Genomic DNA, 15972 nt, shown 5'->3' with positions numbered 1-15972 from the left:
CATCATGACGACCAACCCGACAGACGCGCAGGACGACGTGCGCGAGGTCATCATCATCGGCTCCGGCCCGGCCGGATACACGGCAGCGCTCTACACCGCCCGTGCCCAGCTGAAGCCCTTGCTGTTCGGCAGCTCCATATTCGTCGGCGGCTCGCTCACCACGACCACCGAGGTCGAGAACTTCCCCGGCTTCCCCACCGGCATCGACGGCCCGGACCTCATGGACAACATGCGGGCCCAGGCGGAGAAGTTCGGCGCCGAGATGATCGACGACGACATCGTGTCGGTGGACCTGAGCGGCGACATCAAGCTGCTGACGGACTCCGAGGGCACGGTCCACCGCGCGAAGACCGTGATCATCGCGACCGGCTCCGGCTACCGCAAGCTCGGCCTGCCCAACGAGGACGCGCTCTCCGGCCGCGGAGTGTCCTGGTGCGCGACGTGCGACGGCTTCTTCTTCCGCGACCGCGACATCGTCGTGGTCGGCGGCGGGGACACCGCCATGGAGGAAGCCACCTTCCTGACCCGCTTCGCCCGCTCGGTCACCATCGTCCACCGCCGTTCCGCCCTGCGCGCCTCCAAGGCCATGCAGGACCGGGCGTTCTCCGACGACAAGATCTCCTTCGCCTTCGACAGCGAGGTCGCCGAGATCAAGGAGACCGGCGGCATGCTCTCCGGTGTCGTCCTGCGCGATGTCCTCACCGGCAAGACCCGCGACCTGGACGTGACGGGCCTGTTCGTCGCCATCGGCCATGACCCGCGTACGGAACTCTTCGCCGACCAGCTCGAACTGGACTCCGAGGGTTACCTCAAGACCCAGGCGCCCACGACCCGTACGAGCATCCCCGGCGTCTTCGGCGCGGGCGACGTGGTGGACCACATCTACCGCCAGGCCATCACCGCGGCCGGCTCCGGATGCTCCGCTGCACTGGACGCGGAGCGGTATCTCGCGGCCCTCGGGGACGCGGCCCACGCGGCCGACGCGGACCTCGTACCGGCAGGCTGACCACAGACGCCGGGCCCGGTCCGTCGTGATTGCGACACGACGGACCGGGCCCGGTTCTCGTTTCCTGCTGCGGTGCTTCGTGCTCAGGCGGCTGCCACAGGAGCAGAACACGTCAGGGTTTCCGGCAGCTCCAGCCGGACCGTGCGGTCGCAGAGCCGCTCCACCTGCGCCGGGTCGTGCGAGACGAGAAGGACCGTGCGGTTGCCGCGGAGGGCTGCCACCGACTCCTCGACCGTGTCTCGGCTCCGCTCGTCCAGCGCGCTGGTGGGCTCGTCCAGCAGCAGCGCCGCCGGTTCCAGTGCCAGGGCACGGGCCAGGCACAGCCGCTGGCGCTGGCCGTTGGAGAGCGACTGGGCAGGAGTGTCCAGCCGGTTGCAGACCTCGTTCCACAGGCCCGCTTCCTTCAGGGCCTGTTCCACCCTGTCGTTCAGGTCCGACCGGGAGGCACGCACCAAGTGGCGCAGCCCGAAGAGGGCGTTGTCCAGGATGCTTCCGCCGAAGACGACGGGCGTCTGCGGTACCAGGACGACGGTGCTCCGCAGGCCGGAGTCGCCCTTGCCGTGGCGGAAGGGGCGGCCCAGTACCTCCAGGTGGCCGTCGCGGACGAGGCCGTGGGGCAGCAGGTCGACCAAGGCGCGCAGCACCGTCGACTTGCCGGCGCCAGAAGGGCCGCACAGTCCCGTGGTGGAGCCCTGCTCCAGGTCGAAGGTGACGGGACCCACCAGGGTCCTCTTGCCGTCGAGGACCCGCAGGTCGCGGACGGAAATCACGTGGTCCATCGTCGTGCTCCTTCGAAGCGGTTGCGCAGGGCCACCGCCAGGCTGAGAAGTACTGCGGTGATCAGGACCAGGACCAGGGCGCTGCCCCACGCCTGCGTGATCGCCTCGGGGGCGCCGGAGTCCTGGGACAAGGTGAAGATGTGGGTCGGCAGCGCCTGCACAGGGGCGTTGACGATCCCGGTCGGCAGAGCGGGCGCCCCGAAGAACACGGTGGCGGTGAAGATCAGGGGCGCAGTCTCACCCGCCGCCCGGGCCAGGCCGAGCAGCAAGCCCGTGAGGGTGGCAGGCCAGGTGTACGGGATGACCACGGAGCGGATGTACTGGGCACGGGTCAGGCCGAGTGCCAGGGCGCTCTCGGTGATTTCGGGCGGCATGCTGCGGATGCGCCCCGCCGTGGTGAGGGCGATGACCGGCACGACCACGGGCACCAGCACGATGGCGCCGGCCAGCCAGGAGCGGCCCCAGCCCATCGCGGAGGAGAACAGTACGTAGCCGGCGAGGCCCAGCAGGATGGTGGGGGTTCCGCCGATGGCCACGGTGAGGGTCTCCAGCACGCGCACTGTCTTCCCGGTGGCCCGGGTGCCGATCAGGACACCCGCCGCGTAGCCGAGGGGCAGCGCAATCAGGGCAGTGGTCGCCAGGAGCAGGAGCGTGCCGAGGATCTGGTCGCGTACTCCGCCGCCGGCGGCGCCGGTGGAGGGTGAGAACCAGAAGGCCGGGTTGAGTGCCGAACCGCCCCGGGTCAGGAGGATGCCGAGCATGCCGAGGAGCAGGGCTCCCGGCAGCGCCAGCGCCGCCATCCGCAGCGCCGTCGTGAGGCGGTCGCGCGGGATGCGCATGCGGGCAGCAGCCTTGTGGCCGCGCAGGCCGCGCTTCGCGGGACGGGTCGACGACTTGCGGGTGCCCCACACGGTCGCCGCGGCCACCAGGAGGAGCAGGATGATGCCGAGGGCGCACAGCGCCGCGAAGTAGGGGCCGGAGGTGCCGGCGAGCATCGGCTCGGGGCCGGCCAGCTTGGTGGTCAGGGTCTGGCCGGGGCGGACCAGGGAGGAGAAGAAGTCTTCGGGCGAGCCCGGGAGCCTTCCGTCGGCGCGGCCGATGACCATGAAGACCGCGATGGCTTCGCCGAGTCCGCGGGCCAGGCCGAGCAGGACGCCGGCGCGCATGCCCGCGCGGGCCTGGGGCAGGAGGACCGACCGTACGACCTCTCGGCGGGTCAGGCCGAGGGAGTACGCGGCCTCCCGGTAGCGGGCGGGGACGGCCGACAGGGCGTCGACGCTGACCGCGACGATCGTCGGCATGATCATCACGGCGAGGACGATGCCCGCGGCGAGCAGGCTGTCGCCGCCCGGTACGCCGCCCAGCATCGAGACGAACGGCCGGATCACCATGATGCCGATGAGGCCGTAGACGATGGAGGGGACCGCCGCCAGCAGTTCCACGCTCAGGCGCAGGGGCTTGGCGAAGCGCGGCGGGAGGTACTCCGACAGTGCGATGGCCGCCGACCAGCCGACCGGAACGGCCAGCAGCAGCGCCAGGACGCATACGACGGCCGAGCCGTAGATCATGGCCAGGGCGCCGAAGGCCCCGTTGACCGGGCTCCAGGACGGGTCGGAGACCAGGTTCAGCCAGTCGACGTCACCGCTCGCGATGCCGGTGGCGAGGTATCCGATCAGCACCGCGAGGACGAGGACCACCGAGAACATTCCGGTGTACACCCATCCCCACACCCACCTGGCCCGCCGCGGGCGGCCGCCCTGGACGGGCGGCCGCGACGCGTTGGAATCTGGCGTGCTGGGTCCGGGCGCCTCGACCGGGCGCTCCAGAGTGACGCTCACGGTCAGAGACCCATCTGCTGACGCGTCAGGTAGCCGTGGACGGGCAGCAGCTTCTGGCCCTCGGGCGAGAGCAGGTAGTCGATGTACTGCTTGACGGCGCCCTTCGGCTGACCGTCGGTGATCATGAAGAGCGGGCGGGTCATCGGGTACTTGGAGGACGCGACGTTCTCCAGGGTCGGCGCGACGCCGTCCAGGGGCACGGCCACCAGGCCGTCACGGCCCTCGATGAAGCCGGTCGACAGGGGAGCGATGGAACCCCGGGTGGACTCCAGCTTGTTGCGGGTCTCCAGGTTGCCGCCGACCACGGCGTAGTTCGCGGACTGCGGGGGCAGCGGGGGCTTGCCCTTGCCGTAGACGAACTTGTCGAGCACCTCGCGGGTACCGCGGCCGGGCTCCTTGTCGTAGACGAAGACGTTCAGGTCCGGGCCGCCCACCTGCTTCCAGTTGGTGATGGTGCCCTCGAAGAGGCCCTTCACCTGCTCCTTGGTGAGGTTCTTGACGCCGCCGTCGGCGACCTCCTTGGTGATGATGATGCCGACCGCGTCCGCACCGATCTGGGTGGTCACGAAGTCCGTGTTCGGGTACGTCTTGCGGTCCGCGTCGGCCAGCGGCTTCGAGCTCAGTGCCACCTGGATCTGCTTCGAGCCGAGCTGCGAGATGCCGCCGGCGGAACCGCCCTGGGTGGCCACCGTGATCTTCAGGCCCTGGCCCTTGAGGGCCTCGGCGGCGTCCGACGCGACCGGGGCGACAGTGGTGGATCCGCTGGCCTGCACCGCGGAGGAGCTGGCCTGGGCCGAACCGGCGCAGCCCGTGAGCACGACGGCGAGGAGCAGTGCGGCGGACGAGGCGAGGCCGGCCTGCTTGCGCCGTCGGGTGAGGAGGGACGGTGCCTGGGGCGGGGTGGTGGTCATGACAGACATGGCGGTGCCTTCACTAGTGAACGGTGGGTGGAATGAGGGTGGAATCCGGGCGGACCACCCCGACGATCACGAGTGTGATCGCTGGGAGAGGGCGGGAGAAGAGGTTCCGTGTGGCATGAAGCGCGAGCGGCACCCACCTGCCGGGCGGCGGCCGGAGGGTGGCTGGGGACCTGACTTAATGACGGGCCAACAATGGGTGAACAGAGTGATCTTCGACGTGGGCGTTCAACTGGTGGACGTAGGGTGACCTGTATGTCCGTAGAACAGGTGACCGGGCAGCCACCTCGGCTCCTGACCTTCATCGAAGAGGATCCGACCTGCGGGCCGCCCCTCGAAGTGGATCCGCTGCCCAGGGAGCGGGCGGAGGTTCTCGCCCGGACCCTCAAGGGCCTCTCGGATCCGACCCGTCTGCAGATCCTCAGCGTTCTGCTGGCCGCTCCGGACGGTGAGGCGTGCGTCTGCGACCTGACGCCGCTGCTGGGTCTGGCCCAGTCCACGGTCAGTCAGCACATGAAGGTCCTCTCCGACGCCGGCCTGGTCACGCGCCGGAAGCGCGGCACATGGGCCTGGTACGCGGTCGCACCCGAGCGGCGTGAGGTACTCAACTCCCTCATCTGGGGAGACGAGGAGCAGCAGCGGTAGACGCGCGGCCGGGCGGGTCGGCGCGGAGCCGACAACCCGCCCGGGGCGCGTCAGCCGGGAGCGTCAGGCGGCGACGACCGCGCGGGCGGCCACCTCGGCCGTGAACGCCTTGATCAGCGGGTGGACGTTCCCCGGGCCCGAGACCAGCTCCGGCTGGAACAGCGTGCCGATGAAGAACGGGTGGCCGGGGACCTCGGCGGCCCGCGGGGCCCCTTCGGTGTCCCAGCCGCTGAACAGCACGCCCGCGTCGGCCAGTCGCTCGACGAAGTCGGAGTTCAGCCCGTACTTGCAGTGGTACGTCTCGGTGGTCATCTCGGCGTCGTCGTAGACGGCGGCCAGCCGGCTGCCGGCCGTGAGCAGCAGCGGGGCCTGCTCGCCCGCGAGGCAGCAGGTGAGCGGCACGATCAGCGGGGTCGGCGCCTCCGGGTCGTACTGCACGTCGTCCGCGTCCGTGAGACCGACGATGGTACGGGCGTACTCGATCAGCGCGTGCTGGAAGCCGCCGCAGGTGCCCAGGTAGGGGATGCCGTTCTCGCGGGCGTGCCGGACGGCCGAGAGCACGCCGTCCTTGTTCTCGTACGGGGAACCGGGCACGACCCAGATGCCCTGGAAGCCCTCCAGGGACTCGGGGCCGGTGATGGTCTCGCTGGGCACCCACTCCGTGTCCACGTCGAGCTCGTGCCGGAAGCTGTCGAGGCGGGCGTGGGCGGGGGACTTGCCGTGGTCGCCGATCAGCGCGATGCGCGGCCGGGGGCCTGTGGCGGTCGTCATGCGGGCTGCTCCTGTGTGGGGTCGGTGCGAGGGACCTCGTCGGTGATCCGGCCGAGGTGGACGTGTCCGTGCGGGGCGAGGCGCGCGACGAGCCGGCCGTCGCGCTCGCTGGTGGTGGATGCCCCGCCGAGGAAGAGCAGCGGGCCGTGGCCGCCCGGCAGCAGCGCCTCGGGGTGGAGCTCCTGGTCGGCGTCGGTCGCGTTGCGCACGGTCAGGACGTGCACCCGGCCGGCGGTGTCGCTCGCGACGTACGCCTCCAGGGCCGGGCTGCCGGCGTCGACGGTGCGCACGTCCGCGTCTTCGGCGAAGGCGGGGGCGAAGGCGGCCCCGCCCGGGGTCGGGTGGCTGAGGGTGGTCGTTGCGGTTACGGTCACAGCAGACTCCGGCCGGTCATGGCGGGGCCGTTCGGGCGGCCCAGCAGGTGGAGGACGGTGGGTGCGATGTCGGCGAGGCTGCCGCCGTCGGTGAGGCGCTCGCCGAGGAGTTGCCCGGGGGCCGGGACGACTACCGCCGGAACGGGGTTGGTGGTGTGGCCGCCGTACGGGCGCGGGGATCCGTCGCGACCGGGCTTCGACATGCGCTCGGCGTTGCCGTGGTCGCCGACGAGCAGGACCCAACGACCGGTCGCTGCTGCTGCGGTGAGGATCTTCTCGACCTCGCGGTCAGTGTGCTCGGCGGCCTTGACGGTTGCGTCGTGGTCGCCGGTGTGGCCGACCACGTCGATGTTGGCCAGGTTGGCGATGACCAGGGCCACGTCGTCACGCCGGGCGGCGGCGGTGATGGCTTCGGTGACCTGCGCCAGGTTCATCTCGGGCCGGGCCACGTAGTCGGGAGTGGTGTCCGCGGTGATGCGGACATGCTCCTCGACCTCGCGGACGCGGTCGTCGCGGCCGTTGACGTAGTAGGTGACGTGCTCGAACTTCTCCTGCTCGGCGATGCGCACGGAGCGCAGGCCGTGGGATTCGAGTACGTCGGCCAGCCCGCCGGAGGCGTCCGCCCGCCCGACCAGGGCGGGGATGCTCGCCTTGGTGTCGTACTGGGTCAGGGACAGGACATCGACGTCAGCGTCGGTGAGGACCCCGACGAGGTCGTCGGCGAGCTGCTGGATGCGGTCGCTGCGGAAGTTGGTGAACAGGACGGTGTCGCCGTCCCGGACGGTGGCGAGCGGCTCGCCGTCGGCGCCGGTGAGGACGGTGGGGGTGACCCACACGTCCCCGTTCTCGGCTCCGGCCAGCACCTGCCCGTAGTCGCGGGCGGTGGCGCCCTTGCCGTCGGCGATGGCCTCGCTGACCTTCGCGGTCAGCTCCAGGTCGCCGCTCTTGTCGAGGCCGTAGCCCCGCCCGGAGACGGTGGCCAGGGCGCCGACGCCGGTCGAGGCGAAGAACTCCTCGACGCGGGCCAGGTAGTCGCCGGCGGTGTGGTCGGCGACGTCGCGGCCGTCGGTGATGGCGTGCACCCACACGTGCTTCACACCGCGGGACGCCGCGATGGACAGGAGCGCGTGGAGGTGGTCGACGTGGGAGTGGATCATCCCGTCGGAGACCTGGCCGATCAGGTGGAGCGCGCCGCCGTTCCCGGCGAGCCGGTCGAGGGCCGCGGTCAGGCGGGGGTTGTCGCCGAGCTCGCCGCCGTCGATCTGCCGCTGGACCAGGACGCTGTCGTAGTCGAGCGGGCGGCCGGCGCCGATCACCATGTGGCCGATCTCGGAGTTCCCGACGGTGCCGGGCAGCAGCCCGACGTGTTCGCCGGAGGCCTCCACGACGGTGGAGGGGTGCTTGGCGGCGATGGCGTCGAGCACGGGGGTGTCGGCGTTGGTGAGGGCGTTGGCGGGCCCGGGGGCGGCGTGGCCCCAGCCGTCGAGGACGAGCAGGATGCCGTTCGTGGCGTGGTCGACGGTCATCGCAGGGTGTCCAGGGTGTTCCAGAAGGCCGGGAAGGACTTGGCGACGCAGCCGGGGTCGTTGATGACGACGCCGGGGGTGCGCAGGCCGATGATCGCGAAGGTCATGGCGATGCGGTGGTCGTCGTAGGTGTCGATGACCGCGCCGTGCGGGGTGCCGCCGTGGATGGTCATCGCGTCGTCGTACTCGTCGACGGTGATGCCCATCTTGCGCAGCTCGGTGGTGACGGCCGCGATGCGGTCGCACTCCTTGACGCGCAGGCTGGCGATGTTGGTGATGTGGGTCTTGCCCTGGGCGAAGGCCGCGACCGCCGCGAGGGAGGGGACGACGTCGGGCATGGCGTCCATGTCGACCTCGATGCCGTGCAGTTCGCCACCCTTGACGGTGATGGAGTTCTCGGCGATCTCCACATGGGCGCCCATCCGGCCCAGGACCTCGGCGAGGCCGACATCCCCCTGGTGGGAGGTGGAGCCGATGCCCGGGATGGTGACCCGGCCGCCGAGGATTGCGGCGGCGGCGATGAAGTACGACAGCCCGGAGGCGTCGGGCTCGACGACCGCGTGGCCGCCCTTGAAGGACTGGCCGGCGGCGACCTTGAAGCTGCGGTAGCCGTCGCGCTCGACGGTGATGCCGTGCTCGGCGAGGGTGGCCAGCGTCATCTCGACGTACGGCTTGGAGACCAGCTCGTCGACGATCTCGATCTCGGTGTCCTGCTGGGCGAGGACGGAGCTGATGAGGATCGAGGAGGTGTACTGGGAGGAGATGGCGCCGGAGATCTTCGTCTTGCCACCGACGAAGTTGCCGCCGGTGACCTGGATCGGCGGGGAGCCGTTGCCGCGGACCGCGACCGCTTCGACGCCGAGGGCCGGGAGGGCGGCGAGCAGGTCACCGAAGGGGCGCTCCTGCATGCGGGAGTTGCCGGTGATGGTGGTGATGCCCTCGGCGAGGCCCGCCATGGAGATCAGGAAGCGCAGCGGGGTGCCGGCGCCGCCGACGAAGATGTCGTCCTCGGGGGCGGTCATCGGCTTGCCGGTGGGGGTGAGGGTGAAGCGGTAGTTGTCGTGGTCGACCTCGACGGCGACGTGCCCGAAGGAGGCGACGGCGTTCGCGAAGTAGATGGTGTCGTCGGAGACGAGGGCGCCGTCGATCACGCCGGTCTTGCCGTCGAGGGCGGCCAAGGACGCGATGGCGATCTGCCGGTTGGTGTAGCTCTTCGAGCCGAGGACGCGCACCTCGTGGTCGATCGAGTCGATGGTCTCGACGGCGAGCTGTTCGGCCTTCAGGCGGGGGTCGTTGAGAGCGCTCATGGGGTGGGACTCCTAATGCTGGGGTGTGATCTGGGTCACGCGAGTACGGTGCCCGAGCCGGGCATGGCGTCGGGAAGCTGAGGGGTGACGGCAATTCGCCATTGCGCCAAGGTGGGGCTGGAATTCAGTGCACGGCGGCAAATCTCGGCGGCGGCGGACAATGCGCCGTCGAGGCTGCTCGTGCGGTGGAAGAACGTCAGCTCGATGCGTCCGGAAGTCGTCTTCGCGTGGACGTGTTCGAGGTCGTCGCCCGGCATTGCGGCGGCCCACACGATGTCGGTGACGATGGCCGATTCCAGCTTCGCGGCCTCGGCTTCCCGGGCGGCGACGAGCGTGGCGGTGGCCATGAACATGGGCCCTCCAGGCCGGGCGGTAAGTCCTGGTACAGACCACACGTGCTGGTCGGCTTCGGCCTGCGTGACGGCGCTGTAGTGCTCCGTGTGGCGGCACTTGGGGCCGCAGCCGTGCCCGCCGGCGGGAGAGAAGCCCAGCATGACCGCAGCCGCTCTGTTCATCAGGCGCAGGGCTCTCCGCGCAGCAGGCATGACTGTCCTCCGTGTGTGGGGGGTGGATTTCGTTTCGGGGCGGGGGCGTACTCGACGCGCTGCGGATTCCGTTTCCAGAGACTTCCGCTGCCCTGCGATCACTAGTTTGCTGAGCATTCCGAGGGGGCGGAAGAGTTCCCCACTGGCATGAAGTGCGACCGGCAGGCACCTGCCTGGAGATGGCCGGAATTCCGGCCTTCGGTGACGGGCAGAGCGCCCTGGGGGTGCTCATCCTGCGGACATCTCTTGTCGGCCGCCTCCCTGACCTGCCAAGATCGGCCTCCGCCGATATATTTGAGGGGTTGTCTCGACATCTGAGACATCAAGCGGGGGGTCGCTGTGCTGGCGAGTTTGGGACTGGATGCTGAAGCCGAGTCGGTCTACCGGCTGATGCTCACCCAGCAGGACTGGGGAGTTGCGGAAATCGCAGTCCACTTGGCCTGCCCGGAGGAATCCGTACGCGGCTGCCTGGACCGGCTGGCCGAGCTGAACCTGCTACGACGCTCCGTACAGGCACCCGGCGGACTCAGACCCGTCAGCCCGGACCTTGGGTTCCAGCTCCTGCTCCAGCGCCAGCAGGCCCATCTGCTCGCTCAGCAGCAGCAGTTCGCCGAGAGCCAGGCGGCCATCAGCAAGCTCCTGGACGAATACTCCGAACTGCGGACCGGTGAGCGGCACGGAGTCGAGTACCTCCAGGGCATGGACGCGATCCAGGCCCGCCTCGAAGAGCTGGCCCATCGCTCCACCAGCGAGTGCTTGTCCTTCATGCCCGGCGGCGCGCAGTCCGTGGCCAGCCTGGACGCCAGTCGCCCGCTGGACGAGGACCTGATGCGCCGGGGCGTACGGGTCCTGACCGTCTACCTGGACAGCGTCCGCAACGACAACCCGACGGTCGAGTACGCCGAGTGGCTCCACGGCAACGGCGGCGAGGTCCGCACGGTGCCGGCCCTGCCCCTGCGCATGGTGCTCTTCGACCGCGAGGTGGCCCTGTTGCCGGTGGACCCGAACAACACCAAGAAGGGCGCGGTCCAGCTGACCGGCCCCGGAGTCCTGACCGCGCTGGCCTCCCTCTTCGAGCAGGTGTGGACCGGCGCCGCCCCCATCGGCAGCGCGCGCGACCGCGACGAGGCGGGACTGACCGCGCAGGAACGGGAGTTGCTGCGTCAGCTCACGCAGGGTGCCACCGACGAGATCGCGGCCAAGAAGCTCGGCATCGGCCTGCGCACCGCCCGCCGCATGATGTCGGAGATGATGGCCCGCCTCGGCGCGCGCAGCCGCTTCGAGGCCGGGGTCCTGGCGACGAAGGCGGGCTGGACGGACTGAGCTTGCCGCGTCTACGGGCCCAGGTAGGACATCAGCAGGTCCGGGCCGGTCGTCCGGAGCCGCGGGTAGATCAGTACGGCGACCACAGCGGCCGGGACCAGGGTCCAGGGGCTCTCGAGCCCGAGCTTGGCTCCGTACCAGGTGCCCAGCCATCCGACCGCACCCACCAGGGCGAGCGCGCCCGCGAGGTGGAGCGTCTCCTTCAACGCGGTTCGGTCCCGAACCGGCTGCAGGTCCTTGAGATCCTCCTCCGGGAGCAGGGCGCCGAGTCTGCCGACGGAGTAGTTCTCCGCCACGCTGAGGAGCATGCGTCCCAGTTCCTTCGCGCCTTCGACCGGATCAGTGTCCAGGCGGAGCTCCGCCTGGCGGAGCGCGGCCACGACCAGACGTGAATGAAGCCTGAGCTGTTTGCGGCGAGGAGAGGAACGCGGGGCCGTGCCGAACCGGCTCGGGCCGCGCAGGACGGCGCGCTCCGAGCTGCGAAGAGCCTTCGACACCGTGTCCATGTGTGCGGGGCGCGCAGAGGGCGGGGCCGCCACCAGCGCGGTGCAGCTCCGTAGCGTGCGGATGGCGGCGACGACCGGGACGAACTGCCGCAAGGGCCGCAGGCTGCCCCGGGCGAAGTACGTGACCCAGACCCTCCACCACGCGGGTGTGGTGTACAGGACGATGGCGGGCAGGAGCCACCGGAGCGGCGTCGGCTCCTCTCCGGTCCGGGATTCGGCGGCCAACCCCACCAGGCCGACGAGGAGCGCGGCCGCCGTCGAGAGCACTGCGATGAAGCCGACCTGGTTTGCGCGTGCCGCCGCGAACACGCGCTTGCGGAGGACCGCGCGGACGGCCGGAGGTACGGCAGGTGTCGTGGTGAGGGCCTGGAGGTCCTGGGACAAGGTGTCCGTCAACGTGACGATGCGCTGGTGAAGACGCGGCCAGTTGCTTCGATGCGTCCCCCTGAGCATCCACCACTTGAACGTTCCGCGCTGTACTGCCACTTAGCCCCCAGCTTCTCGGCCGCTCCTTTCAGCCTGGCACCGCGCGTGTGCCGAGCGGGGTGGTGTTGCCGACCTGTGACGGCTTCGGCCGGGCAGCGCACGGCCGGTAGGCCCGGCGCGCGTCGCGCACCGGGCCTACTCAGGGGGTGTTGATGTGTGGACGAAGGGTCAGCCGCAGCAGCCGCCCTCCGGCTGGAGGGGCTGGATCGGCTCGTAGGCGGAGCCGCCGAGCAGCTTGGCCTTCAGGCGGCCGATCGCCGTGGTCGGCTCCTCCTCCGTGGTGGCGCCCAGCGCCTCACGGCGGGCCTGACCGAAGGCGGCGTGCAGCTTGGCGACCTCGGGGCGCAGGGCCGTGTCGGTGACGAGGATCGCCGAGCGGATCTGGTGGGGCTTGAAGCCGCGCAGCCGCTTGGCCTCGTCGGCGCCCGGACCGGCCTCGATGGAGGTGACGCCCTCGGCGTACGCGTCGCGCAGCGGGCGGTCCAGGACGATCTCGAAGTAGATGCCGCTGCGCTCGCCGAGCGCCTCGTAGTCGAAGCCGGCCCACTTCACGAACAGCCGCTTGCCCTGGCGGACGGTCACCGAGACCGCGGCGGCCACGTCGTCCTTGTAGGCGAGGTAGGCACGCACGTCGGCGCCGCCCTCGACGAGCGCGCTGAGCAGGGCGCCGATGTGCGCCTCGTCCTCGCCGCCGCCGTACTTCTGCCGGTTCTGCGTGATCAGCTCGGAGATCCGGCCGACCAGCGGACGCAGCTCCTCGCCGTCCAAGCGCTCGATGCGGGTGCCCGAGTTCGCCGCGCGGTCGCGGTCCTCCTTCACGCGACGCCGCTTACGGGCCGGGAGGGAGGCGAGGTACGCGTCGTAGCTGTCGTGCTGGAGGTCGAGCAGGTTGTTCTCGCCGTGGAAGGCGATGTCGCCGCCGTACGCCTGGAGGGCGAGCGCGAGGACCTCGCTGTACGGGCTGTCGTGCAGCCAGGGCGCGACGATGGACCGTACGCCGGCCTCGGCCGCGGCCGGGACGATGCGGTCGATCAGGTCCGCGACCAGCAGCGGGTCCTCGACCGAGGCGGAGGCCTCGGAGCGGTAACCGAGTGGGGAACCGAGCAGCAGGGCCGGGAAGAACGCCTCGGTGCCGAGCGCCTCGACGGTGTCGTTGGTGGTGTCGCAGCAGGAGGTGGCCGAGCAGCAGGCGACGGCGCCGTTCTTGGGCTGCCAGCCCAGGTAGGTGCGCGGGTCGGCGTCCACGATCGGGTCGGCGTCGAAGAGGAAGCCGGGCAGGAAAGCGAGCTCGCCCTCGCCGCGGTCGGCCACCGTGTACCAGGGCTTGGCGCCTTCGAGGCTCGTCTCGGTGGCCTTGAGCCAGTGCGGCAGGACGTACGGCGCCGGGTCGGTGACCTGCGGGACGCTGCCGCCGAGGGCGGCGACGGCGTCGTCGAGCGTGAGGCCGGTCCGTACGTCGGCCGGGTCCTCTTGCTCGGCGCTGCTGCCGCAGCAGGAGACGGGCTCGGGCTTGGCGGGACCGCAGCAGCCGGAAGCGGCCTCGGGCTCCGGCTCGGGGGCGGGACCGCAGCAGCCGGAGGGCTCCTCGGCCTTCACGGTCTCAGGTGCTTCGACAGCTTCGACGGCTTCGGTGACCTCGGGGGCTGAGCAGCAGCCGGTGGCCGGCTCATCCAGCACCACGAGCGCCGGGACCGGCTGCTCAGTGGTGGCGCTGCAGCAAGTGGTGCTCATCTGTTCTTCTCCTCGGGTGGGGGCGGCTCTGGGGTGTGGGCCGGGTCAACGGGGTTCGGTACGGATGCGGGTGCGGGCCGGGGATCAGTCCCAGCCGGCGCCGTTGGTGGAGGGGTTGATGGGGGCGGCGTCCCAGCCGGCGCCGTCCGTGGTCACCGGGGCCGTGTCCCAGCCCGCACCGGCCAGGGTCAGGGGGGCGTTGTCCCAGCCGGCACCGGTCGGGGCGGTGTCCCAGCCGGCGCCAGCCAGGGAGGCGAGCTGCGCGGAGGAGGAGCCGAGTCCGATCACGGCAACCAGGACGGTGGCGGCAAGGCTCATCGAGGTACGCGAAACAGACATGGCTATCCCCTTGGACGTGGCGTTGGTTTTTTGGCGACCGGCGGCCAGCGGTCTGCTGGCCGGTTCCGGCGGTCCCGGGGGCTTGTCGCCCTCCCGGTGTTCATGAGTCTGTCCGAGGTCACCCAGGGTGCGGAAGGGATCACTGCTGGCAGGAAGCGCGCCCGGCACCCTCATGCCTGAACATGCCGAAAGGGCCGGCTGTCCGCGCGTGGCGCGAAGACAACCAGCCCTTGGCTCAAACGAGTTGGGTCAGGCGGAGAGCAGCTCAGGCGAGGGGTCCAGTGCCTGGCACAGCACGGTCATGCTGCCGGCCGCGATCCGGTAGTACGTCTGGCGTCCGCGACGCTCGCGCTCCAGGAAGCCTGCCTCGAAGAGCACCTTCAGGTGGTGCGTGACAGTCGGCTGGGTCAGGCCCAGCGGCTCGGTGAGGTCGCAGGTGCACGCCTCCCCGTTCGGCTGGGTGCGGATCAGCCCGAGCAGGCGCAGTCGGGTCGAGTCGGCGACGACCTTCAGTGCGGCCGCGAGGTCGTCGGCCGCCTCAAGGGTGAGCGGACCGGCGAGCACGGGGGAGCAGCAGAGCTCCGAGATGGGCGTAGGCATACCCAATCCAACGATGGCCATCTATGGATTGTTCCCCAAACACATTGACAGTCATCTATGAGTCCGACAGAGTTCAACCCATCGACAGCCGTCTATGAGTTGAGTTGGAGCTCTCCGTGTTCGACACCGTCCTTGACGTCCTGGGCAAGACAGCCCAGGACGTCGGCCACACCCTTGCGGCGAACTGGCCCTTCCTGCTGATCAGCGTCATCGTGGCCTCGGCCATCCCGGTGTACATCGGAGCGGAGCGACTCTCCTCCTGGCTGCGACGCAAGACCCTCTGGGCGGTCATCGGGGCCGTCGTCCTCGCGACGCTCACCCCGTTCTGCTCCTGCGGAACCACCGCGGTCGTCCTGGGCGCCCTCGCCTCCAGCGTCCCGTGGGCCCCGGTCGTCACCTTCATGGTCGCCTCGCCGCTGACGAGCCCTGAAGAACTCGTCTACTCCATAGGCCTCTTCGGCCCCGACTTCGCCCTGACCTTCTTCATCGCGGCGATCGTCCTCGGCTTCCTCGCCGGTGCCGTCACCTGGCTCATCGAGAAGACCGGCTGGCTCGAGGGTCAGGCCCGCCTGACCTCCACCGAGGCGGAGAAGAAGGCCGAGGAGAGCTGCTGCAGCAGTGACGACGCGGAAGACGGGATCTCGGGTGGCGGCGGCGTGAGCGCCCCGGCCGGCTCCGGTGGTGGTGGCGGTCTCGCCCGTACCGCCCTGCTGAACCGCCCCATCGCTCCAGCGCCCGCCCCCGCGCCGGTCGAGACCAGCCTGATCAAGCGCTGGAAGCTCGACGAGTTCGGCAACGAGCTCAAGATCACCAGCAAGCGCCTCGCGCTCTACTTCCTGGGCTTCGCGACGCTGGGCTTCCTGATCATCAACTCGATCCCGACCCGCTACCTGACCGAGTACCTCGGCGGCGACAACTGGTACTCCGTCCCGCTCGCCGCGCTCATCGGCATCCCGGTTTACCTGAACTCCGACGGCTCCCTGCCGCTCATCGCCGCCCTGATGAAGGGCGGCATGGGCCCGGGCCCGGCGATCGCCTTCCTGATGACCGGCGCGGGCACCAGCGTCGGCGCCATCAGCGGCATGCTCCTCATCGCCCGCTGGCGCGTGGTGGCCCTGGTCGTCGGCATCCTCTTCACCGGCGCGGTCATCCTCGGCTACACGGCTCCGATGTGGCTCTGACCCTCCTGCGGGTCTGATCGCCACCGCACGAACGCACCAACGCACCAACACGTAAGACGGCAACGGCCCGCCCCCTGCTCCGGGGCGGGCCGCAGCCG

General features: G+C 70.4%; 16 protein-coding genes. 4 read left to right on the top strand and 12 right to left on the bottom strand.

The annotated features are described in order from the left end of the window. Window positions 1-4: 4 nt before the first annotated feature. Window positions 5-1006 carry a thioredoxin-disulfide reductase gene (trxB, locus tag ACODT5_RS34370; protein WP_422522987.1) on the top strand — a complete coding sequence of 334 codons (1002 nt, stop codon included), beginning with the start codon at window positions 5-7 and terminating at the stop codon, window positions 1004-1006. A gap of 83 nt (window positions 1007-1089) precedes the next feature. Here the strand turns inward: trxB and ACODT5_RS34365 are convergent, their stop codons facing one another. The 3 genes from ACODT5_RS34365 to ACODT5_RS34355 all read right to left on the bottom strand — a co-directional run bounded on the left by ACODT5_RS34365 (window position 1090) and on the right by ACODT5_RS34355 (window position 4543). Beyond that, a complete protein-coding gene (locus tag ACODT5_RS34365) occupies window positions 1090-1785 on the bottom strand; it encodes an ATP-binding cassette domain-containing protein (protein WP_422522986.1) in 696 nt (231 codons plus the stop codon). Beyond that, on the bottom strand, window positions 1773-3515 hold the full coding sequence (gene pstC, locus ACODT5_RS34360) for a phosphate ABC transporter permease subunit PstC (protein ID WP_422525128.1): 1743 nt from the start codon (window positions 3513-3515) through the stop codon (window positions 1773-1775). The genes ACODT5_RS34365 and pstC overlap by 13 nt, the downstream gene beginning before the upstream one ends. 110 nt (window positions 3516-3625) lie before the next feature. Beyond that, on the bottom strand, window positions 3626-4543 hold the full coding sequence (locus ACODT5_RS34355) for a phosphate ABC transporter substrate-binding protein (protein WP_422522985.1): 918 nt from the start codon (window positions 4541-4543) through the stop codon (window positions 3626-3628). Window positions 4544-4795: 252 nt separating this feature from the next. Between ACODT5_RS34355 and ACODT5_RS34350 the strand changes: the two genes are divergently transcribed. Further along, the gene (locus ACODT5_RS34350) at window positions 4796-5185 is read left to right on the top strand and encodes an ArsR/SmtB family transcription factor (protein WP_422522984.1); all 390 of its coding nucleotides are present in this window, start codon (window positions 4796-4798) and stop codon (window positions 5183-5185) included. Between the two features lie 63 nt (window positions 5186-5248). On the opposite strand, the gene ACODT5_RS34345 is transcribed toward ACODT5_RS34350, so the two are convergent. Genes ACODT5_RS34345 through ACODT5_RS34325 form a run of 5 tightly spaced genes read right to left on the bottom strand, consistent with a single transcriptional unit; the run spans window position 5249 to window position 9516 of the window. Next, window positions 5249-5956 carry a glutamine amidotransferase-related protein gene (locus tag ACODT5_RS34345; RefSeq protein WP_422522983.1) on the bottom strand — a complete coding sequence of 236 codons (708 nt, stop codon included), beginning with the start codon at window positions 5954-5956 and terminating at the stop codon, window positions 5249-5251. Continuing rightward, on the bottom strand, window positions 5953-6330 hold the full coding sequence (locus ACODT5_RS34340; protein ID WP_422522982.1) for a hypothetical protein: 378 nt from the start codon (window positions 6328-6330) through the stop codon (window positions 5953-5955). Before ACODT5_RS34340 ends, ACODT5_RS34345 begins: the two co-directional genes overlap by 4 nt. Then, window positions 6327-7856 (bottom strand): 2,3-bisphosphoglycerate-independent phosphoglycerate mutase, encoded by a 1530-nt coding sequence (gene gpmI / locus ACODT5_RS34335; protein ID WP_422522981.1) that lies wholly within the window; start codon window positions 7854-7856, stop codon window positions 6327-6329. Before gpmI ends, ACODT5_RS34340 begins: the two co-directional genes overlap by 4 nt. Continuing rightward, window positions 7853-9163, bottom strand: a complete 1311-nt coding sequence (aroA, locus tag ACODT5_RS34330) for a 3-phosphoshikimate 1-carboxyvinyltransferase (protein ID WP_422522980.1) — start codon at window positions 9161-9163, stop codon at window positions 7853-7855. Before aroA ends, gpmI begins: the two co-directional genes overlap by 4 nt. 35 nt (window positions 9164-9198) lie before the next feature. After that, a complete protein-coding gene (locus tag ACODT5_RS34325; protein ID WP_328299265.1) occupies window positions 9199-9516 on the bottom strand; it encodes a hypothetical protein in 318 nt (105 codons plus the stop codon). A 543-nt stretch (window positions 9517-10059) separates the two neighbouring features. Here ACODT5_RS34325 and ACODT5_RS34320 point away from each other — a divergent pair. Further along, window positions 10060-11031, top strand: coding sequence for a LuxR C-terminal-related transcriptional regulator (locus ACODT5_RS34320; RefSeq protein ID WP_422522979.1), 972 nt, complete (start codon window positions 10060-10062; stop codon window positions 11029-11031). 11 nt (window positions 11032-11042) lie between these two features. On the opposite strand, the gene ACODT5_RS34315 is transcribed toward ACODT5_RS34320, so the two are convergent. The 4 genes from ACODT5_RS34315 to ACODT5_RS34300 form a co-directional block, all read right to left on the bottom strand. Continuing rightward, window positions 11043-11933 (bottom strand): hypothetical protein, encoded by an 891-nt coding sequence (locus ACODT5_RS34315; RefSeq protein WP_422522978.1) that lies wholly within the window; start codon window positions 11931-11933, stop codon window positions 11043-11045. A gap of 258 nt (window positions 11934-12191) precedes the next feature. Continuing rightward, entirely contained in the window at window positions 12192-13754 is a 1563-nt protein-coding gene (locus tag ACODT5_RS34310) for a GNAT family N-acetyltransferase (RefSeq protein ID WP_422522977.1), read from the bottom strand. 84 nt (window positions 13755-13838) lie between these two features. Beyond that, window positions 13839-14093: a hypothetical protein gene (locus ACODT5_RS34305; RefSeq protein WP_422522976.1), complete on the bottom strand. Its 255-nt coding sequence runs from the start codon at window positions 14091-14093 to the stop codon at window positions 13839-13841. Window positions 14094-14342: 249 nt separating this feature from the next. Further along, window positions 14343-14693, bottom strand: coding sequence for an ArsR/SmtB family transcription factor (locus ACODT5_RS34300; RefSeq protein ID WP_422522975.1), 351 nt, complete (start codon window positions 14691-14693; stop codon window positions 14343-14345). A 116-nt stretch (window positions 14694-14809) separates the two neighbouring features. On the opposite strand from ACODT5_RS34300, the gene ACODT5_RS34295 reads away from it, so the two are divergent. After that, window positions 14810-15874 (top strand): permease, encoded by a 1065-nt coding sequence (locus ACODT5_RS34295; protein ID WP_422522974.1) that lies wholly within the window; start codon window positions 14810-14812, stop codon window positions 15872-15874. The last annotated feature ends 98 nt before the right edge of the window (window positions 15875-15972 follow it).

It is taken from the genome of Streptomyces tatrensis (genome assembly GCF_049310065.1).
GTDB lineage: Bacteria > Actinomycetota > Actinomycetes > Streptomycetales > Streptomycetaceae > Streptomyces.
The sequence above is the reverse complement of the archived record's forward strand: the minus strand, read 5'-3'. Positions and strand labels throughout refer to the sequence as shown.